Annotated in this window: 18 protein-coding genes, 1 rRNA gene and 1 other annotated feature; of the genes, 9 read left to right on the plus strand and 10 right to left on the minus strand. The window is 44.1% G+C overall.

All coding sequences use genetic code 11. The annotated features are described in order from the left end of the window. From VME0621_RS19915 to rluD, 4 genes are all read right to left on the minus strand, one after another. Window positions 1-209: ribosomal RNA gene (locus VME0621_RS19915) — 16S ribosomal RNA — on the minus strand; the annotation flags it as partial. A gap of 523 nt (window positions 210-732) precedes the next feature. Next, complete coding sequence (gene clpB, locus VME0621_RS19920; RefSeq protein WP_006072932.1) at window positions 733-3,306, minus strand: ATP-dependent chaperone ClpB; 2,574 nt, start codon at window positions 3,304-3,306, stop codon at window positions 733-735. 86 nt (window positions 3,307-3,392) lie between these two features. Next, complete coding sequence (gene pgeF / locus VME0621_RS19925; RefSeq protein ID WP_062459822.1) at window positions 3,393-4,121, minus strand: peptidoglycan editing factor PgeF; 729 nt, start codon at window positions 4,119-4,121, stop codon at window positions 3,393-3,395. Then, window positions 4,121-5,095 carry a 23S rRNA pseudouridine(1911/1915/1917) synthase RluD gene (rluD, locus tag VME0621_RS19930; RefSeq protein ID WP_062459824.1) on the minus strand — a complete coding sequence of 325 codons (975 nt, stop codon included), beginning with the start codon at window positions 5,093-5,095 and terminating at the stop codon, window positions 4,121-4,123. The genes pgeF and rluD overlap by 1 nt, the downstream gene beginning before the upstream one ends. A gap of 130 nt (window positions 5,096-5,225) precedes the next feature. Here rluD and bamD point away from each other — a divergent pair, with 130 nt between their 5' ends. The 4 genes from bamD (at window position 5,226) to pheA (ending at window position 9,582) form a co-directional block, all read left to right on the plus strand. After that, window positions 5,226-5,951 (plus strand): outer membrane protein assembly factor BamD, encoded by a 726-nt coding sequence (bamD, locus tag VME0621_RS19935; RefSeq protein WP_006072929.1) that lies wholly within the window; start codon window positions 5,226-5,228, stop codon window positions 5,949-5,951. 160 nt (window positions 5,952-6,111) lie between these two features. Then, complete coding sequence (locus VME0621_RS19940) at window positions 6,112-7,533, plus strand: MltF family protein (RefSeq protein WP_062459826.1); 1,422 nt, start codon at window positions 6,112-6,114, stop codon at window positions 7,531-7,533. A gap of 286 nt (window positions 7,534-7,819) precedes the next feature. Continuing rightward, window positions 7,820-8,146: a ribosome hibernation-promoting factor, HPF/YfiA family gene (hpf, locus tag VME0621_RS19945; protein WP_006072926.1), complete on the plus strand. Its 327-nt coding sequence runs from the start codon at window positions 7,820-7,822 to the stop codon at window positions 8,144-8,146. 122 nt (window positions 8,147-8,268) lie between these two features. After that, window positions 8,269-8,388: a sequence feature (Phe leader region), on the plus strand. Window positions 8,389-8,400: 12 nt separating this feature from the next. Further along, on the plus strand, window positions 8,401-9,582 hold the full coding sequence (gene pheA / locus VME0621_RS19950) for a prephenate dehydratase (protein WP_006072925.1): 1,182 nt from the start codon (window positions 8,401-8,403) through the stop codon (window positions 9,580-9,582). Window positions 9,583-9,651: 69 nt separating this feature from the next. Here pheA and VME0621_RS19955 read toward each other — a convergent pair whose 3' ends face one another. After that, window positions 9,652-10,311, minus strand: a complete 660-nt coding sequence (locus VME0621_RS19955) for a YiaD family glycine zipper/OmpA-like lipoprotein (protein WP_062459828.1) — start codon at window positions 10,309-10,311, stop codon at window positions 9,652-9,654. Window positions 10,312-10,500: 189 nt separating this feature from the next. On the opposite strand from VME0621_RS19955, the gene yjjX reads away from it, so the two are divergent. Beyond that, window positions 10,501-11,016 carry an inosine/xanthosine triphosphatase gene (gene yjjX, locus VME0621_RS19960; RefSeq protein ID WP_006072923.1) on the plus strand — a complete coding sequence of 172 codons (516 nt, stop codon included), beginning with the start codon at window positions 10,501-10,503 and terminating at the stop codon, window positions 11,014-11,016. 43 nt (window positions 11,017-11,059) lie between these two features. Here yjjX and trpR read toward each other — a convergent pair whose 3' ends face one another. Continuing rightward, window positions 11,060-11,347, minus strand: a complete 288-nt coding sequence (trpR, locus tag VME0621_RS19965) for a trp operon repressor (protein WP_006072922.1) — start codon at window positions 11,345-11,347, stop codon at window positions 11,060-11,062. A gap of 72 nt (window positions 11,348-11,419) precedes the next feature. After that, entirely contained in the window at window positions 11,420-13,363 is a 1,944-nt protein-coding gene (sltY, locus tag VME0621_RS19970; protein WP_062459830.1) for a murein transglycosylase, read from the minus strand. A 303-nt stretch (window positions 13,364-13,666) separates the two neighbouring features. Here sltY and ettA point away from each other — a divergent pair, with 303 nt between their 5' ends. Together ettA and VME0621_RS19980 are read left to right on the plus strand one after the other, a co-directional pair. Next, window positions 13,667-15,334 carry an energy-dependent translational throttle protein EttA gene (gene ettA / locus VME0621_RS19975; protein WP_006072920.1) on the plus strand — a complete coding sequence of 556 codons (1,668 nt, stop codon included), beginning with the start codon at window positions 13,667-13,669 and terminating at the stop codon, window positions 15,332-15,334. Window positions 15,335-15,480: 146 nt separating this feature from the next. Then, window positions 15,481-16,488 carry a M23 family metallopeptidase gene (locus VME0621_RS19980; protein WP_006072919.1) on the plus strand — a complete coding sequence of 336 codons (1,008 nt, stop codon included), beginning with the start codon at window positions 15,481-15,483 and terminating at the stop codon, window positions 16,486-16,488. 53 nt (window positions 16,489-16,541) lie between these two features. Here VME0621_RS19980 and tyrA read toward each other — a convergent pair whose 3' ends face one another. Continuing rightward, window positions 16,542-17,669 carry a bifunctional chorismate mutase/prephenate dehydrogenase gene (gene tyrA, locus VME0621_RS19985; protein WP_062459831.1) on the minus strand — a complete coding sequence of 376 codons (1,128 nt, stop codon included), beginning with the start codon at window positions 17,667-17,669 and terminating at the stop codon, window positions 16,542-16,544. Window positions 17,670-17,677: 8 nt separating this feature from the next. Then, complete coding sequence (locus VME0621_RS19990; protein WP_006072917.1) at window positions 17,678-18,751, minus strand: 3-deoxy-7-phosphoheptulonate synthase; 1,074 nt, start codon at window positions 18,749-18,751, stop codon at window positions 17,678-17,680. A 250-nt stretch (window positions 18,752-19,001) separates the two neighbouring features. Here VME0621_RS19990 and VME0621_RS19995 point away from each other — a divergent pair, with 250 nt between their 5' ends. Then, on the plus strand, window positions 19,002-20,705 hold the full coding sequence (locus tag VME0621_RS19995) for a sensor histidine kinase (RefSeq protein WP_038222671.1): 1,704 nt from the start codon (window positions 19,002-19,004) through the stop codon (window positions 20,703-20,705). Further along, window positions 20,702-21,427 carry a two-component system response regulator BtsR gene (gene btsR / locus VME0621_RS20000; RefSeq protein WP_006072915.1) on the plus strand — a complete coding sequence of 242 codons (726 nt, stop codon included), beginning with the start codon at window positions 20,702-20,704 and terminating at the stop codon, window positions 21,425-21,427. The genes VME0621_RS19995 and btsR overlap by 4 nt, the downstream gene beginning before the upstream one ends. A gap of 91 nt (window positions 21,428-21,518) precedes the next feature. Here the strand turns inward: btsR and nagZ are convergent, their stop codons facing one another. Next, window positions 21,519-22,502 (minus strand): beta-N-acetylhexosaminidase, encoded by a 984-nt coding sequence (gene nagZ, locus VME0621_RS20005; protein ID WP_006072914.1) that lies wholly within the window; start codon window positions 22,500-22,502, stop codon window positions 21,519-21,521. Between the last annotated feature and the right edge of the window lie 16 nt (window positions 22,503-22,518).

The following is a 22,518-nucleotide window of genomic DNA, read 5'->3' on the forward strand; positions in this document are numbered from 1 at the left end:
TCTTTGGCCCGAAGGCATTATGCGGTATTAGCCATCGTTTCCAATGGTTATCCCCCACATCAGGGCAATTTCCCAGGCATTACTCACCCGTCCGCCGCTCGACGCCGTTAACGTCACCCGAAGGGTCAGTTAACTCGTTTCCGCTCGACTTGCATGTGTTAGGCCTGCCGCCAGCGTTCAATCTGAGCCATGATCAAACTCTTCAATTTAAGATTTTGTTCGGCTCAATGAATACTGACTTTAAACTACCTTAGTAATCTAAAGCTATTATCGTTCCAACAGAACGATAATGAATTGACTGTGCCAAGTCTTTCGACTTGATTGGTCACTTCGTTTCATTGAAACCTAATTTGATACCGAAGTATCCAATTTGATTATCATCAACGAGTGCCCACACAGATTGATAGGTTTATATTGTTAAAGAGCTTGTTTTGAGCCTTACTCAAAACGGACGGTCATTTTAGCTATTTCAGTTATCGTGTCAACCACTTTCCTAACTAATTTTGCTTTACTTCTTTAGAAGCAACTTGACCTGCTAACTCGTGAAGGCTTTTCGTTGCCTCATCCCGTGTCAGCGAGGTGGCATTATAGAGATGAACCAATTCTTGGCAAGCGCTAATTTGAAATAAAATCGTTTTTTACAGCCGTTCGAACACAAAAGAAACAAAGCGTCGAAAAAAGACACAAAAAAGGGGGCTAAGCCCCCTTTTATTACTCTATTTCCCTTGCTATTTACTGCCCAACAGCAATTTTGTCGTTGTTCACTATCAGACGAACTGGCTTAGTTGGGTCGACTTTGCCGGCAAGTATCTCTTTAGCCAACGGGTTTTCGATACTTTGTTGAATCGCTCTTTTAAGCGGTCTAGCTCCATATACTGGGTCATAACCTACTTTGGCGATGTAATCTAAAGCTGCATCGGCAACCACTAGGTGATAGCCATTGTCTTCCATGCGTTTGCCCAAGCGTTGCAATTGAATACCCGCAATAGATTTAATGTGCTCCGCACCCAAAGGATGGAAGACCACACTTTCATCTACACGATTTAAGAATTCTGGCTTGAAGTGAGAGGTCACAACATCCATTACTTCTCGCTTAATACCCTCATAATCAAGCACCTGGAAATTCTCTTGGATACGAGATGAACCAAGATTCGATGTCATAATGACTACCGTATTTCTAAAGTCGACTGTTCTACCTTGTCCATCGGTCAAGCGGCCATCGTCTAGAACTTGCAGTAGAATATTGAAGACATCAGGATGCGCCTTCTCAACTTCATCCAGCAAAATAACCGAGTATGGTTTACGTCTAACGGCTTCCGTTAGGTATCCACCTTCCTCATAACCTACATAACCGGGAGGCGCACCTACTAAACGAGCGACTGAGTGTTTCTCCATGAACTCAGACATATCAATACGCACCATGGCGTCTTCACTATCAAACATAAAACTTGCAAGCGTTTTACACAGTTCCGTTTTACCCACACCTGTTGGGCCAAGGAATAAGAAAGAACCTATTGGACGATTAGGATCCGCGAGGCCAGCTCGACTACGGCGAATGGCATCAGATACAACTTCGACAGCTTCCGCTTGCCCTATGACGCGTTTGTGCAGAACATCTTCCATTTTTAGAAGCTTATCTTTTTCTGCCTCAAGCATTTTAGATACTGGAATCCCAGTTTGCTTTGATAATACTTCCGCGATTTCAGCATCTGTCACTTTGTTGCGAAGCAAGCTCATTTCTTGCATTTCAGCTTGAGTCGCTAAATCGAGTTGTTTCTCTAGCTCTGGGATACGGCCATATTGTAGCTCAGACATTCGGTTCAAATCGCCTGCACGTCTTGCCACATCCATATCGAGTCTTGCCTGTTCGAGTTCAGACTTAATATGTTGAGTACCCGATAGCGCTGCTTTTTCTGCATTCCAGACTTCTTCCAGCTCCGCATAGTCACGCTCTTTTGACTCTAACTCTTCATTGAGAGCAAGCAAGCGCTTTTCACTGGCATTATCCGACTCATTTTTGAGAGCTTGCTGCTCGATTTTTAGTTGAATGATTTTACGTTCTAACTTATCCAAAGATTCCGGCTTCGAATCTATCTGAAGTCGAATGCTCGACGCAGCTTCATCAATAAGGTCAATCGCCTTATCGGGTAGTTGTCTATCAGTAATATATCGATGCGATAAACTCGCTGCAGCAACGATAGCAGGGTCAGTAATTTCAACATGGTGATGGAGCTCATAACGCTCTTTCAAGCCACGTAATATCGCTACGGTGTCTTCGACGCTTGGTTCATCAACCAATACTTTTTGGAAGCGTCGTTCTAACGCCGCATCTTTTTCAATATACTGGCGATATTCATCCAATGTTGTCGCACCGACACAGTGCAGTTCACCGCGAGCTAATGCAGGCTTCAACATATTGCCTGCATCCATCGAACCTTCACCTTTCCCAGCACCAACCATAGTGTGCAGCTCATCGATGAATAGAATGATGTTACCTTCTTCTTTAGCTAGTTCATTTAGGACTGATTTCAAACGCTCTTCAAATTCACCACGATATTTGGCACCAGCTACCAATGAGCCCATATCTAAAGAAAGAACACGACGCCCACGCAAGCCTTCAGGGACTTCATTATTAATAATGCGTTGTGCTAGTCCTTCTACGATAGCTGTCTTACCTACACCGGGCTCACCTATAATGACGGGGTTATTTTTGGTACGACGTTGAAGTACTTGAATGGTGCGGCGAATCTCATCGTCACGACCAATGACCGGATCAAGCTTGCCTTGTTCCGCTCGCTCGGTAAGATCGATGGTAAATTTCTCCAAAGCTTGGCGCTTTTCTTCCGCATTGGGATCATCTACTTTCTGACCACCACGAATTTGCTCGATTGCTTGGTTTACTTTTGCTTCTGTTAATCCTTGCTGTTTCAAAAGCGCACCTAAAGGGCCTTTATCTTCTATTGCTGCAAGCAAAAAGATCTCAGAAGAGATATAGGCGTCTTGACGTTTTTGAGCAATTTTGTCACAGAGATTAAATATTTGCCCCATAGCACTAGACAGCTGAACATCGCCACCGACACCTGTGACTTTAGGAAGTTTGTCCATTAACTCGGACAGTTTGGAACGTAATTGAACCACATCGACGTTCAGCATGGTTAATAGTGGACGAATAGAACTGCCCTCTTGGTTAAGCAAAGCAACCATAAGGTGGACAGGTTCTATATATTGATGATCTCGACCCAATGCCAATGACTGAGCATCAGAAATAGCAATTTGGAATTTGCTAGTAAATCGATCTAGGCGCATAGCAACCCCCGTTTAAATTACATACAGCTTGTTATGCAATTAAGATGGTTGCTAGCAAAACGGATTTCAAGACAAAGGAGTGAAAATCAGTGATTGATCCAGATAAAGCTTGCCATACGACCTGTCTGTCCATCACGTCGATAGGAAAAGAAACGTTTTTCATCGCTAAACGTGCACAAGTTACTCAGCGTTACATCACTGATCGCTGAAGCTTGTAATTTCATCTGTGCAATGAGTGCCAGATCAGCAAGCCATTTCTCTGGATTCACGCTTTCTTTAAATGCAATTCCATATTCAGGATTCATATGACAGAATGCGTGTTTCACATCCAGTCCAACTTCAAAAGACTCAAAGCCAATTGCTGGTCCAATCCAAGCCTGTGCTTCACTATCGAACAGGCCAGCGGCCTTTTCGACAATCCCGTCGGCCAATCCACGCCATCCTGCATGGACCGCAGCAACTGCTGTTCCATCCTTTGCACATATTAGAATTGGTAAGCAATCTGCCGTCATGGCACTAAGGACGACACCGGGGGTTCGCGTAAAACTCGCATCCGCGTCCAATACCAGTTCAGTAGGAGCTTGAATGGTAGCGATTCTAGTCGAATGAGTTTGATTGAGCCAAACAGGAGAAGACGGCATATTTGCACTGATTTCCAGCGATCGACGGTTTGCCAATACATCTGAAGGCTCATCGCCAACATGCATGCCTAAATTAAAACTGGAAAATGGAGCCTTAGAGACTCCATTTTCACGTGTCGAGCTTAACGCTTCAACATTATTAGGTTTGCTCCAGTTTGGCGTCAGAAGCGACATTAATAATCTTCTTCTTTGTTTAACTTAGCGTCTTCACGCAACGCTTCCGTCACGACAACCATGTCATCTGGAATAGGAGCATGGAAAGTCATCTCTTCTCCAGTAACTGGATGCGCAAACTTAAGCATTACCGCGTGCAGAGCTTGACGATCAAAGCTACGAATCATGTGAGTCAGTTCTTCGCTCGCTCCGCGTGGAATACGAGCGCGGCCGCCATAAGCGCTATCACCTAACAGTGGATGCTGAAGATAAGACATATGAACACGGATTTGGTGAGTTCGACCCGTTTCTAGACGTAAACGAATACGGGTGTGCTCTCGGAAATGTTCTGCAACTCGGTAATGAGTTACCGCAGGTTTACCAAGTTCGTTCACAGCCATCAGTGTACGTTTAGTCGAGTGACGACCGATCGCTTTATCTACCATACCACCAGCCGTCATTTTACCGATAGCAATAGCTTCGTATTCACGGGTGATGTTACGCTTTTGTAGAGCACGTACCAATCGAGTTTGAGCAGGAACCGTCTTAGCTACAACCATCAAACCTGTCGTATCTTTATCGAGGCGGTGAACAATACCTGCGCGTGGTACTTCTGCGATCGCTGGGAAATGATGTAACAACGCATTAAGAACCGTGCCATCTGGTGTCCCTGCTCCAGGATGAACAACGAAATCTCTTGGCTTATTGATCACAATAATGTCATCATCTTCGTAGACGATATTAAGAGGAATGTCTTGAGCTTCAAAGCGCTCTTCATCTTCTAGTTCAGCTTGAACGGTTATCAACTCACCGCCCATAACTTTGGTACGCGGTTTAGTGATTACCTCACCGTTAACGGCAATTTTTCCGTCCAGAAGCCACTCTTTCAGGCGCGAACGAGAAAAATCTGCGAACAATTCAGCTACAGCTTGGTCTAAACGTTGACCTAACTGGCTGTCTTTTACTGTATTTGTTAATTCAATCTGCTGAGCCATATCGAACTTTTTAAAAAACCTTGGGACTAATACCACGAGTGTGGATAATATAGCCCATCATTGTATCCGTTACTGAGAAGAAAAGTAATGGACACGGAAAAATATTTACGTCAAGGAAACTCGTTCTCGTATGAAACTACTTAAACTAACAAGCTTGCTTTCTCTAGCTTTGTTGTTTGGTTGTGCTGACAAAGAAGTCACCGTCCCAGATGTTCCGCCTTCCCAGCTCTACGCTGAAGCTCAAGAATCGTTACAAGGTGGTAACTGGACATCAGCCATTGAGCGCCTTGAAGCGCTGGATTCTCGCTACCCATTTGGTGCTTACACTGAACAAGTACAACTTGATTTGATTTACGCTTACTACAAGAACGATGACTTAGCGCTGGGTCTGGCTACGATAGAGCGTTTCTCTCGATTAAATCCAACTCACGAACGTTCTGACTGGGTGTTGTATATGCGAGGCTTAACGCATATGGCACAAGACAGAAACTTCATGCATGACATTCTCAGGATCGATCGCTCAGACCGCGACCCTGAGCCAGTAAAAGCTGCATTTGCTGATTTCGATCGCCTACTAAAACGTTACCCGAATAGTGCTTACGCCGAAGACGCGCAGAAACGTATGGTTGCGTTGAAAAACCGTTTGGCTAAATATGACCTTGCTACCGCTGACTTCTATATCCGACGTGAAGCTTGGATTGCCGCTATCAATAGAGCTCAAGAAATTCAAAAAACCTATCCTGATACAGAAGCAGCTCGCCAATCTTTAGTACTGCAAAAGAAAGCGTACGAAGAACTAGGAATGCAAGAGCAAGTTGAACGTACTGAGAAACTAATGGAACTAAACCCACTTTAGGGTTATAGACAAATCCACCTTCCAAAAGCGCTGCCAATGCAGCGCTTTTTTGTGCCCATAAGTTGGCAAAATTCCTTTTTTATTTATATATTTATCTTTAGCTAAGTAGCAAAAAGGGATAGTTGTGAAGGCGATTTTATTATGTTTTGTCATAGGGATCATGACACTTCCAGTAAGGGCTTTAGAGTTAACTCCTCTAAGTAATGAACCATATACTGGCGATTTGGATAGTTTAGTAGAGAAGCGTGTTATTCGCGTTTTGGTCTCGGCTGATCTTGGTTTCTATTACATAGAAAAAGGACAACCCAAAGGGATTGGAGCGGAACAGCTCTATCACTTCGAGAAAAATCTCAAAAAGAAATACTCAAAGATGAAAGTACAGGTAATTCCTGTACCACGAGACGACCTCATTCCGGCTTTAGTTAATGGTTATGGCGATCTCGTTGTCGCAAACCTCACAATTACACCCAAACGACAAGAAATCATTCAGTTCAGTACCCCGATTCTCTCTGACATCAGCGAGCTGATTGTGACAACTGACGATTATCCGTCTTTAGAAAGTGTCGAAGATTTAAGTGGTCAAGAAGTTTGGGTTCGTGGCAGCTCTAGTTATTTCGAAAACTTACAGGCACTGAATCAAGAACTAACCAGCAATGATATGCCTCCTGTCTACGTTCAGTATTTAGAAGAAACGCTTCAAGACTACGAATTGGTCGAAATGGTTAAGCAAGGCTATATTGGAGCGACCGTTCTCGATAGCCATAAAGCATTCTTTTGGAACAAGACGTTTGACGATTTAAATATCCATGACTCAATACCATTGAGTAAAGATGGTCAAATCGCGTGGGCCATGCGCAAAGACTCGCCAAAATTAGAGAAACAAGTAAACGCTTATATTAAAACTGCCAAACAAGGCACATTGCTAGGAAATATTATTTATAACAAATACTTGGATAACACCGCTTGGTTTTCAAAGGCCCTTGATCCTAAGAATGTCCAACAATTGGATAAGCTGATTTCATTGTTCAAGAAGTATGGCGACAAATACGACTTTGACTTCCTTATGATTGCCGCACAGGCTTTTCAAGAATCTAAGCTAAACCAAAACAAAGTCTCACCCAAAGGTGCTGTTGGCATCATGCAGGTCCTTCCAAGTACCGCTCGTGATCGCAATGTAAACATCAAAAACATCAATAAAATTGAGAATAACGTCCATGCTGGCGTGAAATATATGCGCTTTATCCGAGATAGATATTTTAGCGATGATGCGATAAGTAATGATGACAAAGTTTATTTATCGTTGGCGGCCTACAATGCAGGTCCGGGAAACATCGCTAAAATGCGGCGCTTAGCCACCAAATACGGTTACGACCCTAATAAATGGTTTGGCAATGTGGAGCTGATGGCACGAAGGAATATTAGCTCTGAGCCCGTGACTTACGTGGCCAATATCAACCGATACTATGTTATCTACAAACAGCTAGAGTCTCTACAGCAGATCAGGCAGGAACAACAAGCACTAAATAGTGACATTGAATTTTATCGAGTTTTGGGGTCAAAAGAGGAGACCATCACTGAGTGATAGTGATCACATTTTAAAGTCGAGTGAATTTTAAGCAGGAGATTTCTTAGGTCGTAAAAACGCGCCAAAAATGGAGGATTTTCAGTGCGCTACTCTTTCCAAATTAATGACTTTTGACGGAAAAGAAAGTCTTTTCATGTGTTAACAGTAAAAAGTTTTGCGATAGATCACATTTAAATTTTGATGCGAAAAACCCTATCATTTTAGTGATCTAGATCACATTCTTTTCTCCATGGATAAGTAATCTGGAGTTAACCCATGAGGGATGCAACAGAGGAAAAAACATATGAGAGTAAACATCACTGGTAAAAACATTGAGATCACCTCTGCAATCCGTGAGCATATCGAAAGCAAGTTTAAGAAGTTAGAAAAATGGCAAGTGGATATCATTAGTTGCCAGACTGCTTTCAGCGAAGAGCCAAACAAACAAATGAAATTCGAAGCGTCCATTACGGTACCCAAAGGCAAACTTGTCGCTTCCGCTACTCATGAAGATTTATACGCTGCCGTTAACGAGGTAGAACAGAAGTTAGAACGTCAGCTAAACAAACTCAGACATAAGCCAGAAGCGAGACGCACGGATAAGCCTGAGTTAGTAGAAGAAACCGAATAAAGGCTCGTAAATAAAACGATTGTAGAATAGCGCCGTAAGGCGCTATTTTTTTGCTTGACGCTCCCCACTCCCTTGCTTATTGTGTGGCTTAGCCCAAAAAAACTTAAGACTACATTTTCTATGTACCCGATTAATCTGTTCTTTTTTGACTTCTTTTTTCTCCACTAGGCTTGGAGGCTTCTTCGTTTTCGAAAGAAAAGTCAAAAACGAACGGAAAGCCTCCCAATGGGAGGTTTTTTTATAAGGATTATTTGATGACAGACACAAACTACTCACTTGAAGAAATTCGCTTACGTCTGAACGAGCTAGATGACAACTTGTTGCAGCTTCTTTCTGAACGTCGCAAGCTCAGCATTGAAGTAGCAAAAAGCAAAGTAGAAACCTCAAAACCGGTTCGTGATGCCGCTCGTGAGCAACAACTTTTGGTTAAGCTCATTAATAACGGTAAAGACAAGTACGAGCTGGATGCGTCTTACATCACAAAGATCTTCCACACCATCATTGAAGATTCTGTTCTGCTGCAACAGGTTTACCTGCAAAACCTAGCCAACCCGCAACAAAGCAGAAAACCTGTTGCTAGAGTGGCCTTTCTAGGTGCTAAGGGTTCTTATTCACACCTAGCAAGCCGAGATTATTTCTCTCGTAAGAACACGGAGCTCATTGAACTCAATTGTGACCAGTTTAAAGAAGTCACAAAAACGGTTGAGTCAGGTCATGCTGATTTCGGTGTATTGCCTATTGAAAACACCAGCTCTGGCTCAATTAATGAAGTATTCGACTTACTGCAACATACGACTTTACATATCGTTGGTGAAATCACCCAACCTATTGAGCACTGCTTGGTTGCGACCAAAGAAATTCGTCTGGAAAACATCAAAACGCTGTACTCTCACCCACAACCTCATCAGCAATGCAGTGAGTTCTTGGGCAGACTATCTGGCGTTCAACTAGAGTCTTGTGCAAGTACAGCGGATGCAATGCAGAAAGTTCAGCAGCTTAATAGAGACGATGTTGCTGCAATCGGCCACGCAGCCAGTGGCAAACTGTATGGCTTGCAATCGATTCAAAGCAACATTGCTAATCAGACAGAAAACCACACTCGATTCATCGTCGTTGCAAGAAAGCCTGTTGAAGTGTCAGCGCAAATTCCAGCAAAAACTACCTTTATCATGGCGACGTCTCAACAAGCAGGTTCGTTGGTTGAAACCCTCTTAGTACTCCAGCGCTATGGAATCAATATGACCAAGCTCGAGTCACGCCCTATTATGGGTAATCCTTGGGAAGAGATGTTTTATGTGGATGTGGAAGCCCATAAAGACTCAGAATCAATGCAACAAGCCATTCATGAGCTTATAAAAATCACTAAATACCTTAAAGTACTGGGTTGCTACCCTATCGATAACGTAAAACCAGTGATGCCCGATTTAGGTGAATAAAAACAAATAGCCCCAGTCATCATGAGCTGGGGCTATTTCTATTTTACGAGCTGTGGCCTGTCTTCAAAGCTACTTTAGCGGCAGAATCTTAATCTCCACTCGACGATTACATTGACGCCCCTCTGGTGTAGAGTTGCTGCAAATTGGGAATCGCTCACCATTACCACGGGCGACCGCACGACCTGCCGCTACATTCTGACTAATCAAGAACGAACGTACTTGCTCAGCGCGCTTTTCTGATAGCTCTTGGTTGTATTGAGCACTACCCGTACTATCTGTATAGCCTTCGATAACTAAACTGGTATCAGGATACTCAACCAAAATACGCGCTACACCTCTCAGTGTGTTGTGAATACTACTGTTAAGAGCGTGAGAATTACTGTCAAAACCAATACCGTTCTCTAAACGTAATAAAAGTTGATTGTCACCAACACGCTCAACTTGCACACCTGAATTTAACAACTCTTGTCTCAGCGCTTTTTCTTGTTGGTCGAAATAATATCCGACACCACCACCCAACGCTGCGCCACTCGCCGCACCAATAAGAATCCCACGGCTATCACCACCTGAAGCAATACCAACAGCTGTGCCAGCAATTGCGCCAATCACAGCTCCTTTGGTTGCTGAGTTTGTCTCATACTCTCCTGTTGTCGCGTTTTGTCGCTGCGTCGCTTGGCAACCAACAAGAGAAATAAGCCCTAAGGCAACCACTACTTTTTTTAATCTCATTTCTATTATCTCTTATGCGTACAACATTACCATCAAATACAGAATATCGTACCATATAAATTCTAATTATTCCTAATGGAGGCATTTAGCACTCACACTAATGATAAAAAACACATCGTTATTAAATGACAAATCTAAGGTAGATTTACGTTAGAATTAAGCCCAAACGTATAGACAGGATAAGTAATAATGAACAAAGTGGTTATCGCGTCGCTTAACCCAGCCAAAATCAATGCCGTAAAAAGCGCCTTTGAATCCGCTTTTCCTAGCCAAACGTTCACTTTTCAAGGGGTAAACGTGCCAAGTGGCGTGGCCGAGCAACCTATGAGCAATGATGAAACTCATCTTGGTGCTAAAACACGAGTTCACAATGCCAAGAAAACCATCAAAGACGGTGATTTCTATGTTGGGATTGAAGCTGGTTTAGATGGGCATTCCACGTTTGCATGGATGATTATTGAAACAGAGACACAGACGGGCGAATCAAGAAGCGCGAGTCTAATGCTTCCACCCGCAGTCGTAGACCAACTGTCGCCAAGCGTTGAACTAGGCGATGTGATGGATAAGACCTTTGGTACCGATAATATCAAACAAAAAGGCGGGGCAATTGGTTTACTAACCCAGCATCAGCTCACACGCAGTTCTGTGTATCACCAAGCGTTAATACTGGCGCTGATCCCATTTACCAATCCTGAACACTTCTAAAGACGTTTTCTCTGACAAGGTAAGCGAAACCCATAGGTTTCGCTTACTTAAGCAATAAGTCGCTAAGCGCGTTCTTATCTTTGTCGGCCAAGCGCTTTACTTCCGCAGAGCCGCGAGTAATGGTTGCCACACCTACGCCTAACATCTGACTAATTTGGCGTTGGGACATGTCTCCCTTTAACAACTCACAGAGAATGTTCACCCGCGCCGTCACTGCTTCACGTTCATCTGGTGTTAGCAACATCGTCATCAGCATTGCTTGCTGCTCACTGCTTTGCGAACGCTGAATAAGGTCGAGTACCTGTTGCCAGTCTTGATAGTGTGGTTCCATTTAATATTCCATCAGAAACATCCAGTTACCCATTCTAACTCCAAGCCCACATGAATTGGTAGCCCATCTCCACTAGTAACGTTTTTTCGCTTCCGCTTCAGTGAGGAAACTTCCCTGAACACCAAGTAAATCTCGATAGTAGACTTGAAACATTAGAATATTCTGAACGTAACCACGAGTCTCTCTAAAAGGTATCGCTTCAATAAAGGCGATGGCATCTAACTTGCCATCAGAAGCTTCACGCCAACGTTTTACGCGGTTAGGCCCTGCATTGTAGGCAGCTAATGCATAGATACGGTTATCATCGTAGTTATCAAGCAGCTCATTAAGGTAGTGCGAGCCTATCTCAATGTTCTTACCCACCTGATACAAGTCACTTGTACTGCCATAGCGTATCTTGTGCTTTTTCGCAGTATACTTTGCCGTAGCTGGCATAATCTGCATCACGCCTCGAGCACCTACAGGAGAGCGCGCTTCCACATCCATCGCGCTTTCTTGACGTGCGAGCGACATGAGTAACACGCTATCAAGGTCGAGCTTGTCACTGTAGAAATCAAACCACCAGCGATGGGCCGTTGGGAAGCGCAATGACATGTTGTCCCACATTTTGGCAGAAATTGTCGCTACAACGGTGAAATGATGCCAACGTTTCTTGCCAGCATAAGCCGCTAACATCTGCTTCTCATCTGCAGTTACGTTAGACAATAAGAAACGCCACTCTGATTTAGCTGCGGCTATTTTGTCTCGCTCAATCAACTCTTCGATTCGGTCTAAGCTAGCTTGATACGGTGCTACGACTTTAGGGTCTAACACTGTCGTGGAAATAGGATAAACAATAGAGTGCTCTAGGTATGTCGCGGCAGCGGCGCTGTAAAAGTTACGCTGACCTACAATCCCTTCTAGGCGTTGTTGTCCTTGCTCTTTGTTACCTGTTACCAACTCAGAACGCGCCAACCAATATTGCCAACGACTGGTTTCTTGTTTCTCTGGCGACATTTTACTAATCCAACGGTTCAAGCCTTTCCAATCGGCTTGTTGCACCGCAAGACGCGCTCTACGTTCCAAGTAACCATCATTGCTTGATTGGCTAAGCACTTTATCACGCCAGTTAGCTTCGGCTTCGGAATCCGTCGTGATGTAACGCATCGCCACATAATCTTGCATCGACTGTTGCAACTCATCGTCTAGCGAGGCATTTTTACTCAGTTGAGTTAGTGCGGTTCTTGCTTTATCTCTGTCACTACGAGCTAACTTTCGGAGTGACAGTTCAGTTAGCTGGTTTTTATACGGTTGTGGGAATTTACTGTCAGCAAAAGACACCACCTTATTAGGTGATTTGAACAGGTCTTTAATTTGTTTCCCATGCTGTTTACCTGTCGATGTTGCCAGCTTCTTATTTAGATAGTTAATTAATGACCCATTACGCTTTTCAAAAGCAAGGATCATTCGCTCGACAATTAGTTGGTCGGTCAGCGCTCCTGACTTATCCCATTCCTTGAATAACTTATCACAAGCACTATCAACACTATTTCCACTCAACCATAAGTTTTGAGCGCCTTTGTACGCCTCCTGTTTATTCCCAGTTTTAAGCTGAGCATAGTGGTAGTGACATTGATATCGCTCGCCATTTGGGTAAGAGGTTTGAAAGGTTAGAATGTCTTGCCATTTGTTTTGACGGGCCAATTGATCCAAATACGGCGCTCTAATACGATAGGAGAAAGGGAAACCCTTATGCTGCTCAATAAATGTATTGACGTCCTCAATCGACTTATCTGCTAGTTGCAAAGAAAACACTCGATAATCGACATAAGGAGTCAAAGCGTAATCTTCAATTTTAGGCCGAAGTTTTTGATAACCATTGACATCTTTTTTATCAATGAGCTTTTGCGCCCTATCATAATCTGAGCGTTGTTGTTCTAGTTGTGTTTCTGCCGCAAATGCAGGCCATGCCAGTGAGGCTACGATGACCGAAGTAACTGCTAGCAGTCGTTGCTTATACCGTCCGTATAAAAGCATGTACCGATTTCCTTAGATGCTGTGAAGAATGACCAGTGAGTTTATTGTTGTCGTTTTTTATTGAGCCTTGTCAGCTTCATTTGAATACATGGTCAATCTTCAATTTAAGACCAATTACTCCTTCTTGCCAATGGGTTTGTCATTAAGAATTTGTTTCCATTGTTGAGAATTCCCTGACTCTTGGCGAAACCGCGCATTTTGAATGATATTGAGGCTTAAGATCGCATAACGAAAATTGAAACGTTCTGACTGCGTAGTGTAAAATAACAACTTTATTGACTTCAAAAGTAGGAACGATCGGCAATGGCTGAATACGTCTATACCATGTCGCGCGTGAGCAAAGTAGTGCCACCAAAGCGACAAATCCTTAAAGATATCTCTCTTAGCTTCTTCCCTGGTGCAAAAATCGGTGTTCTAGGCCTAAATGGTGCTGGTAAGTCTACCCTTCTACGTATCATGGCGGGTATTGATACTGATATCGATGGTGAAGCGCGTCCGCAACCTGGTCTGAACGTAGGTTACTTGCCGCAAGAACCTGTTCTTGATGAATCAAAAACGGTTCGTGAAATCGTTGAAGAAGCAGTCTCCGATGTTGCTGGTGCAATGAAGCGCCTAGACGAAGTGTATGCGGCTTACGCTGAACCAGATGCAGACTTCGACGCATTGGCTAAAGAACAAGGTGAGTTAGAAGCTCTTATCCAAGCGAAAGATGGTCATAACCTAGAGAACGCCCTAGAGCGTGCCGCTGACGCTCTTCGTCTACCTGAGTGGGATGCGAAGATTCAACACCTATCCGGTGGTGAGCGTCGCCGTGTCGCTATCTGTCGCCTATTGCTTGAGAAGCCAGACATGCTGCTTCTTGACGAACCAACCAACCACCTAGATGCCGAATCTGTTGCTTGGCTTGAACGCTTCCTAGTGGACTACAATGGCACTGTTGTTGCGATTACCCACGACCGTTACTTCTTAGATAACGCAGCAGGTTGGATTCTTGAGCTTGACCGTGGTGAAGGTATTCCATGGGAAGGTAACTACACTTCATGGCTAGAGCAAAAAGATGCACGTCTACAACAAGAAGCGTCTCAAGAGAAAGCTCGTCAGAAAACCATTGAGAAAGAACTGGAATGGGTTCGTCAAAACCCTAAAGGCCGTCAAGCGAAGTCAAAAGCACGTATGGCACGTTTTGAAGAGCTACAAAGTGGCGATCATCAAAAACGTAACGAAACGAACGAGCTATTCATTCCACCAGGTGAGCGTTTAGGTGATAAAGTTCTAGAAGTGAACAACCTGACTAAGTCATTCGATGGCCGTGTACTGATTGATGATCTTTCTTTCAGCATTCCAAAAGGTGCTATCGTAGGTATCATCGGTGCTAACGGTGCGGGTAAATCGACGTTATTCAAAATGCTAAGTGGCACAGAGCAACCAGATGCCGGCACAATTGAACTCGGTGATACCGTGAAACTAGCTTCTGTAGAACAGTTCCGTGATTCAATGAACGATAGCAATACGGTTTTCCAAGAGATCTCAGAAGGCGCTGACATCATTAAGATCAACAACTTTGAAATTCCTGCGCGCGCGTACTGCTCACGCTTTAACTTCAAAGGTAGCGACCAACAGAAGATCATCGGTGAACTTTCCGGTGGTGAGCGCAACCGTGTTCACCTCGCTAAGCTTCTTAAAGCGGGCGGCAACATGTTGCTACTCGATGAGCCTACCAACGACCTAGACGTTGAAACTCTACGTGCACTTGAAGAAGCATTACTAGAGTTCCCAGGCTGTGCCATGGTTATCTCGCACGACCGTTGGTTCCTAGACCGTATCGCTACTCACATCATCGACTATCGCGATGAAGGTCAAGTTAACTTCTATGAAGGTAACTACACTGAGTACATGGAATGGCTGAAGAAGACTTTGGGTCCAGAAGCTGCTGAACCACACCGTATTAAATACAAACGCATCTCAAAATAACCGTTTGAATTTGAGATAAACTTGTTTTTTTTCAAGAGGGCGCTAATAATAGCGCCCTCTTTTTTGTGATTTTCACCCACAAAATAACGAAATTAACTGAAAAATCACCACATTTCATAGACCAATGTGGTGTAGCGATAATCACTATGCCGAATAGAATCAAGGTAGTAATACCGAATGAACAAGGAAAGAAACGAACTCTGCGTTTAGGACGAAAGCGTACTTACACTGCCATCCTCTTCGCTGCAGCCTTTCCTGTTGCCTTGGGCTTAGTCGGTTATTCCTATAACCAATCTCAAACACAGCTGTCATCTACTGAAGTGTCTCTGACGGATCTACAGCAAGAAAAAGCGCTACTTGAAGCTAAACTGGAAGAACAAGTCAATGTCACTCACGATCTTTCTCAAGAACTTGAAGAGAAACGTGATGAGCTCCAACTCCTGAGCAAACGAGTTAATGACGTGGAAACAGTTCTTGGTCTCACCGATGAAGAGCTCTACGATGCTGAAATGCCATTAGCGGAGCGTATTGATGCGGCCGCCATTGACTCCGCAGTTCGTGCCACAATGCTGCGCTTAATTCCCAATGATAGCCCGGTTACTTATCAGCGCGTTTCCTCGTCTTATGGACGACGTACTAACCCTATATCTGGTAAACGCCAGTTACATACTGGTATCGACCTAACCTGTAAAACAGGTGAACAAATCTTAGCGCCAGCCGATGGCGTTATTGAAACGGTAAGACCAAGCCGTCAAGGTTATGGTAACTATATGACGGTGCGCCATTCATTTGGTTTTATGAGCTCTTACGCTCACTTACATAAGTTTAAAGCTAAGAGTGGGCAGTTCGTCAGCAAAGGAGACGTCATCGCTACGTGTGGAAATAGCGGTAATTCAACCGGACCACACCTTCACTATGAAGTACGCTTTTTAGGGCGCACACTTAACCCTCAATACTTCATCGATTGGAGCCCTGAGAACTTCGATTACGTGTTCGAGAAAGAAAAGAAAGTGCAATGGGCACCGCTGATTGATCTTGTCGGTAGCGTGGTTAAGCTACAAATAAACCTAACTAATGCACCCTATGTGGATTCTTCGATTAAAACTGCCGTTACCGAAGACACCACCAACGAAACAAGTGAACAGACAAACTAAAAAAACGCAGCGACTTCGCTGCGTTTTTTAATTGGTTCTTTCATCGCCCGCGTTTAACCGCGATGTATGGCATCGTTAGCCTGCTTCAGTAGGTTCTGACTCTCAGACATAAACTGCTGTGAATAATCACCAAACCACTCGCTAACTTCATTAAACTCAGAGATGAACTTATCTTTATCTTTGCTATCAAGCAGTGCTAATGCTTCTCCAAACTGTTTATGGAAGCACTTGATCATCTCAATGTTCTCTTCTGAAGACATAATAATGTCACCGTATAAGCTTGGGTCTTGAGCAAATAATCGACCCACCATCGCCAACTCGAGTCGGTAGATAGGTGAACTGAGTTTAACTAACGTATCTAAATCCGGGTTCTGCTGACTTAAGTGGCGACCGTAAGCAAACGAGGTAAAGTGACGAAGCGCTTGGATAAGCGTCATGCCTTTATCATGCTGCTCTGCAGAAATCTGACACAAACTTGCGCCCCAAATCTTGAACTGCTCCAACAGCCACTGGTATTCGTTCTCACCTCGGCCATCACAGTAAACAATCACCTGTTTCGCAAGGCTTGGTACATCAGGACCAAACATCGGGTGAAGACCAACAACGGGACCTTTGTGAATATCAAGCATTGAGTTCAAAGGTTTAGATTTGATCGATGTTAAATCACAAAGGATACAATCTTTCGGTAACGCATTTAGCTTTTCAATCACACCCTCAGTGAGGTGAATCGGCACAGTGACAACAACCAAACCAGCGTTATCGAGAATCTCATCTGCACGATCCCAATCTTGGCTGCCTAGTACTCTGACTTCGTAGCCAGACAGTTTGAACATTCTACCAAATAGGCCACCGAGTTGACCGTTACCACCAACGATAACCACTGAACGTAACTCTGGATTTAGACATTTGAATCCAGAGTCTTTTTCGCTCGCGTAAGACTCGCGCATCGTACGGCGCAGAATGTCTTCAATTAGCTGTGGTGGTATGCCCTTCTTCGCCGCCTCTTCACGACGAGACGCTAGCATGGCAGCTTCTCTATCCGGAGCATAGATAGGTAAACCATGACGGCTTTTCACTTCACCAACTTGTTCTACTAGGGATAGACGCTTCGCAAGAAGCTCGAGCATTTGCTTATCGACTTCATCAATTTGGTCGCGCAATGCGTTCAATTCAGCAGCCATGGACGTAATTATTCCTTAATACGATTTTCCAAGAATGGGACAAGCTCTTTATGAGCATGACGTAATAGTGCCTCAGTTGTATCCCAATTGATACATGCGTCGGTGATCGACACCCCATATTTCATTTGATCTAGAGGAATGTCTGAACTTTGGTTTCCTTCATTGATATGACTCTCAATCATTAGACCAATAATAGATTTGTTGCCTTCTCGGATTTGGTGAATGACATCTTCAGCTACTAGTGGTTGACGACGGTAATCTTTACGAGAGTTAGCATGACTACAATCCACCATCAATGACGCATCAAGATTCGATTTCGCTAACTCTTGCTCACATTCGGTGACCGATACTGAGTCATAATTGGTCTGCTTACCACCACGTAAGATAACATGGCCATTTTCGTTACCTTGAGTCGTTAATAAGGCGACTTGACCCTCACGGTTAATTCCCATAAAGCGGTGACTTGATGAAGCAGCTTGCATCGCATTAATTGCTGTCGCCAAACTACCATCGGTACCATTTTTAAAGCCGATTGGCATCGAAAGACCACTGGCCATCTCACGGTGAGTTTGTGACTCTGTTGTACGTGCACCAATTGCCGCCCATGAGAAGGTATCCGCCAAGTATTGTGGACTGATCGGGTCAAGCGCTTCTGTCGCTAATGGAATGTCCATTTCCGCAAGCTCTACCAAGAGTTCGCGCCCTACGTGCAGTCCGTGCTCGATATCGAAGGTACCATCCAGTTGAGGGTCATTAATCAAGCCTTTCCAGCCTACCGTTGTACGCGGCTTTTCAAAGTAAACACGCATAACAATGTATAGCTGGTCGTTAAGCTGCTCCGACAACGCTTTCAAACGCTTTGCGTACTCTTTCGCCGCTTCTACATCATGAATAGAGCAAGGCCCACATACGACAAGTAGACGATGATCTTTCTTATGAATAATGTTGGCGATAGTCTCACGGGAATCTTGAATGAACTTTCTAGCTTTTTCACTCAACGGTAATTTTTCTTTTAGTTGTTCTGGTGTAATCAGTACCTGTTCGTCACTGATATTAATATTACTTAGTTCACTCTTCTTCATGGTCTCACCTGTAAATATTATTTTACACCGAACTTTATAATTAAAACCGTCCGGCTAAGCTTTAACTGGTAATATACCTAGATAAAAAACACATGCAAGCGTAAACTTTGAAAAACATTAAATGTAAATATAACTTTACACCAAGAATTACTATCGCTTCAGTTCTTGATAACAGTTCGATGATAACAAACTGCCACGATTGGTCAGTTGCGTATACAATAAAATACAACTTCGTTGTTGGTTGTAATCTATGGACTTAATCATCTCCCTTTTGCAGCAGATGTGCGTGTATCTAATGCTCGCTTATATGCTGAGCAAGACACCGCTTTTTATTCCACTGTTTAGTGTCTCCAATCGTTTAAGTCATAAACTCAGCATTTATGTACTGTTTTCATCGTTTTGTATTTTGGGTACCTACTTCGGATTACAAATCAACGATGCTATCGCCAATACTCGAGCCATTGGTGCGGTGATGGGTGGGCTATTCGGCGGCCCCATCGTAGGGTTTGCCGTTGGGTTAACCGGTGGTCTACACCGCTACACATTAGGAGGATTTACCGATTTAGCCTGCGCGATTTCCACCACGGCAGAAGGGGTCATCGGTGGTTTAATGCATCTGTATTTTCTCAGAAAGGATAAAAAAGAAGAGCTATTTAACCCCCTGGTTGTCTTCTACATTACTTTTGTGGCGGAACTGGTTCAGATGCTAATCATCCTCATTGTAGCTAAACCTTTTGATCAAGCTTATGCGTTGGTTTCTGATATTGCCGCTCCGATGATCATCGCCAACTCTGTCGGTGCCGCGCTATTTATGAGCATTCTTCAAGACCGTAAGACCATTTTTGAGGAATACTCAGCGACCTTCTCTCGTCGCGCATTAAACATTGCAGAACGCTCCGTGGGCATTTTAGTCCATGGTTTTAACTCCAATAACGCCAGCAAGATTGCACGAATTATCTACGAAGAAACCAATGTCGGTGCCGTCGCCATTACCGATCATGACAAGATACTGGCTTTTGTCGGTATAGGCGCTGACCATCATCACCTTAACCGACCTATCTCCTCTCAAAGTACGCTCGATTCGATGAACAACAACGAGATCATTTACCTTGACGGCAAAGAGAATCCTTACCAGTGCTCAATATCTGAAGACTGTAAATTGGGATCTGCGCTGATAATTCCACTGCGCACGGGTGACGAAGTAATTGGCACTATCAAGCTATACGAGCCCAAGCGTAAGCTATTCTCAACCATTAATATGTCCATGGCTGAAGGTATTGCTCAGCTGCTCTCTAGCCAGATCCTTCATGGTGACTACATAAACAAACAGACCTTACTCAAACAGGCCGAAATCAAGCTACTTCACGCACAAGTTAACCCACATTTTCTGTTTAATGCGTTGAATACCATTAGTGCTATCACTAGACGCGATCCTGATAAAGCACGCAGCCTAATACAGCATCTTTCTCAGTTTTTCCGTAGCAACCTGAAACAGAATATCGAAACGGTCACCTTAAAAGAGGAATTAGCCCACGTTAACGCCTACCTCACTATCGAAAAAGCGCGTTTTACCGACCGTTTAGAAGTGGATATTGATATTGCTTCAGAACTGTTAGAACAAGAAGTACCGAGCTTCACTTTACAGCCTCTGGTTGAAAACGCGATTAAGCATGGTATTTCCAATTTAATTGAAGGTGGGATCATTCGAATCTATAGTCATACCACTCAGTCAGGGAGCGAGATAGTCGTCGAGGATAATGCCGGAACCTTTATTGCGCCCAAGGAGGGACATGAAGGGCTAGGTATGCAAATTGTCGGTAAACGCCTAACAAATCAATTTGGTCGTGACGGAGCGCTAAAAATTGAAGTGGAAAAAGACCACTTTACGCGAATGAGCTTTATCATCCCCTCGCCTTCTACACGCAAAGATAAAAGGACAGCTATTGCGTCATGACACAGTTAACAGCTTTAGTAATTGATGATGAGTTATTTGCTCGTGAAGAGCTAATAGAGCTCTTGGAGGAAACCGAGCAAATTGACATCATTGGTGAGGCAAGTAATGCCATTGAAGGTCTCAAGAAAATTAACCAACTCAAACCAGATGTGGTCTTTCTTGATATTCAAATGCCACAAGTCACCGGTATTGAACTACTTGGCATGCTCGACCCTGATACCATGCCGAAAGTCGTCTTTGTCACCGCTTACGATCAATATGCCATCCAAGCGTTTGAAGATAATGCGTTCGATTACTTACTAAAACCTGTTGATCCGTGTCGTCTTGAAAAAACCGTTAAGCGACTAAAAAAACGTGAGCAACAAACGCTGGAAGCGATCGATACTCTAGCACCACAAACACTCGACCAAATCCCTTGTGTCGGCCACAACCGTATCGTCATTATTCCAACTACCGATGTTGAGTTTGCCTACAGCGACCTTTCCGGTGTACATGTTCAAACTGCCGAACAAAAGGCCACATCGCAGCTAACGCTTAAAGTACTCGAAGATAAAACGCCGTTGATCCGTTGCCACCGCCAGTTTTTAGTGAACGTCAAGGCTATTAAAGAAATTAAGCTGTTAGACAATGGGTTAGCCGAGATCATTACTCAAAGTGATCACCCAATACCTGTAAGTCGCCGCTACCTGAAATCATTAAAAGAGACGTTAGGCTTTCACTAACGGAAGTAAGCAGCTTATCTCGATAAGCTGAAGCTGGGCACTCCTCAACTGCTATCCCCCTGCACCGGCAAGGGGATCCTAATAGCAACTCCTAGCCTTCCAACGACGACAGAATTTTGTGATTCGCCGCTTTCCACTGAGCACTCTTCTTAAGGTCTTCTAAATTAAACTCTTTCTTCCTCAACATCCGACTAGCCTGCTTCACCTTAGTAATTGGTAAGTTATCTAGTACCTCGATAGAGTAGTGACGGTTATTACACATAAGCAGCGTATCACAGCCTGCGTCCAGCGCTTGTTGCGCACGCTCAGCGGGTCCCCCCATGATAGCTGCGCCTTCCATCGAAAGATCATCAGAGAACACTATGCCTCGAAAGCCTAGCTGATTACGAAGTACCTCTTTTAACCAATAGCTCGAACCACTGGCAGGCTTGTCATCATAATGCGGGAACACTACGTGAGCTGGCATCATTGCATCCAACACACCCGCTTTGATGTGAGCCTTGAAGATTCGCATATCATCTTCAAAGATAGTGTCTCGACTGTCCATTGGCGTTTCGAAATGAGAATCTGCCGTTACTCCTCCGTGACCAGGGAAGTGCTTGCCAGTAGTCGCCATACCCGCAGCTTTCATGCCGGCCATAAACGCTGTGCTGTACTGGACGATGGTTTGAAAGTTATCACCAAAAGCACGATTGCCGATGGCTTTAGATTGGTGTCCTTGGTCGAGAACAGGCGCGAAGCTCAAATCAATATCGTGAGCAATCAATTCTGCTGCCATAAGCCAACCAGCTTGGTTCGCGAGCGCTTCATCACGTAATTGCGCGTATCGAGCGGCTGGCGGCAATAATGTAAAACCATCTCGAAAACGTTGAACACGCCCCCCCTCTTGGTCCACACCGATAACAATGGGCTTTTTCGCCGCTTGACGGATTTGGCGGTTCAGTTCAATAAGCTGCTCGGAATCATGATAGTTACGCGCAAACAAAATCAAGCCCCCAACGGTAGGATGCTCAAGAATCTCTTTATCTTCAGCACTCAGTTCATAACCTTCCACATCAAGCCATAGCGGTCCCATAATTGCTCCTCTGCAA

Source organism: Vibrio mediterranei (genome assembly GCF_900088415.1).
GTDB classification, from domain to species: Bacteria; Pseudomonadota; Gammaproteobacteria; order Enterobacterales; family Vibrionaceae; genus Vibrio; species Vibrio mediterranei.

Bases quoted from the DNA above. Each gene is read 5' to 3' on its own strand.
- clpB (WP_006072932.1), bottom strand. From the start codon at position 3,306: ATGCGCCTAGATCGATTTACTAGCAAATTCCAAATTGCTATTTCTGAT.
- pgeF (WP_062459822.1), bottom strand. From the start codon at position 4,121: ATGTCGCTTCTGACGCCAAACTGGAGCAAACCTAATAATGTTGAAGCG.
- rluD (WP_062459824.1), bottom strand. From the start codon at position 5,095: ATGGCTCAGCAGATTGAATTAACAAATACAGTAAAAGACAGCCAGTTA.
- bamD (WP_006072929.1), top strand. From the start codon at position 5,226: ATGAAACTACTTAAACTAACAAGCTTGCTTTCTCTAGCTTTGTTGTTT.
- VME0621_RS19940 (WP_062459826.1), top strand. From the start codon at position 6,112: ATGACACTTCCAGTAAGGGCTTTAGAGTTAACTCCTCTAAGTAATGAA.
- hpf (WP_006072926.1), top strand. From the start codon at position 7,820: ATGAGAGTAAACATCACTGGTAAAAACATTGAGATCACCTCTGCAATC.
- pheA (WP_006072925.1), top strand. From the start codon at position 8,401: ATGACAGACACAAACTACTCACTTGAAGAAATTCGCTTACGTCTGAAC.
- VME0621_RS19955 (WP_062459828.1), bottom strand. From the start codon at position 10,311: ATGAGATTAAAAAAAGTAGTGGTTGCCTTAGGGCTTATTTCTCTTGTT.
- yjjX (WP_006072923.1), top strand. From the start codon at position 10,501: ATGAACAAAGTGGTTATCGCGTCGCTTAACCCAGCCAAAATCAATGCC.
- trpR (WP_006072922.1), bottom strand. From the start codon at position 11,347: ATGGAACCACACTATCAAGACTGGCAACAGGTACTCGACCTTATTCAG.
- sltY (WP_062459830.1), bottom strand. From the start codon at position 13,363: ATGCTTTTATACGGACGGTATAAGCAACGACTGCTAGCAGTTACTTCG.
- ettA (WP_006072920.1), top strand. From the start codon at position 13,667: ATGGCTGAATACGTCTATACCATGTCGCGCGTGAGCAAAGTAGTGCCA.
- VME0621_RS19980 (WP_006072919.1), top strand. From the start codon at position 15,481: ATGCCGAATAGAATCAAGGTAGTAATACCGAATGAACAAGGAAAGAAA.
- tyrA (WP_062459831.1), bottom strand. From the start codon at position 17,669: ATGGCTGCTGAATTGAACGCATTGCGCGACCAAATTGATGAAGTCGAT.
- VME0621_RS19990 (WP_006072917.1), bottom strand. From the start codon at position 18,751: ATGAAGAAGAGTGAACTAAGTAATATTAATATCAGTGACGAACAGGTA.
- VME0621_RS19995 (WP_038222671.1), top strand. From the start codon at position 19,002: ATGGACTTAATCATCTCCCTTTTGCAGCAGATGTGCGTGTATCTAATG.
- btsR (WP_006072915.1), top strand. From the start codon at position 20,702: ATGACACAGTTAACAGCTTTAGTAATTGATGATGAGTTATTTGCTCGT.
- nagZ (WP_006072914.1), bottom strand. From the start codon at position 22,502: ATGGGACCGCTATGGCTTGATGTGGAAGGTTATGAACTGAGTGCTGAA.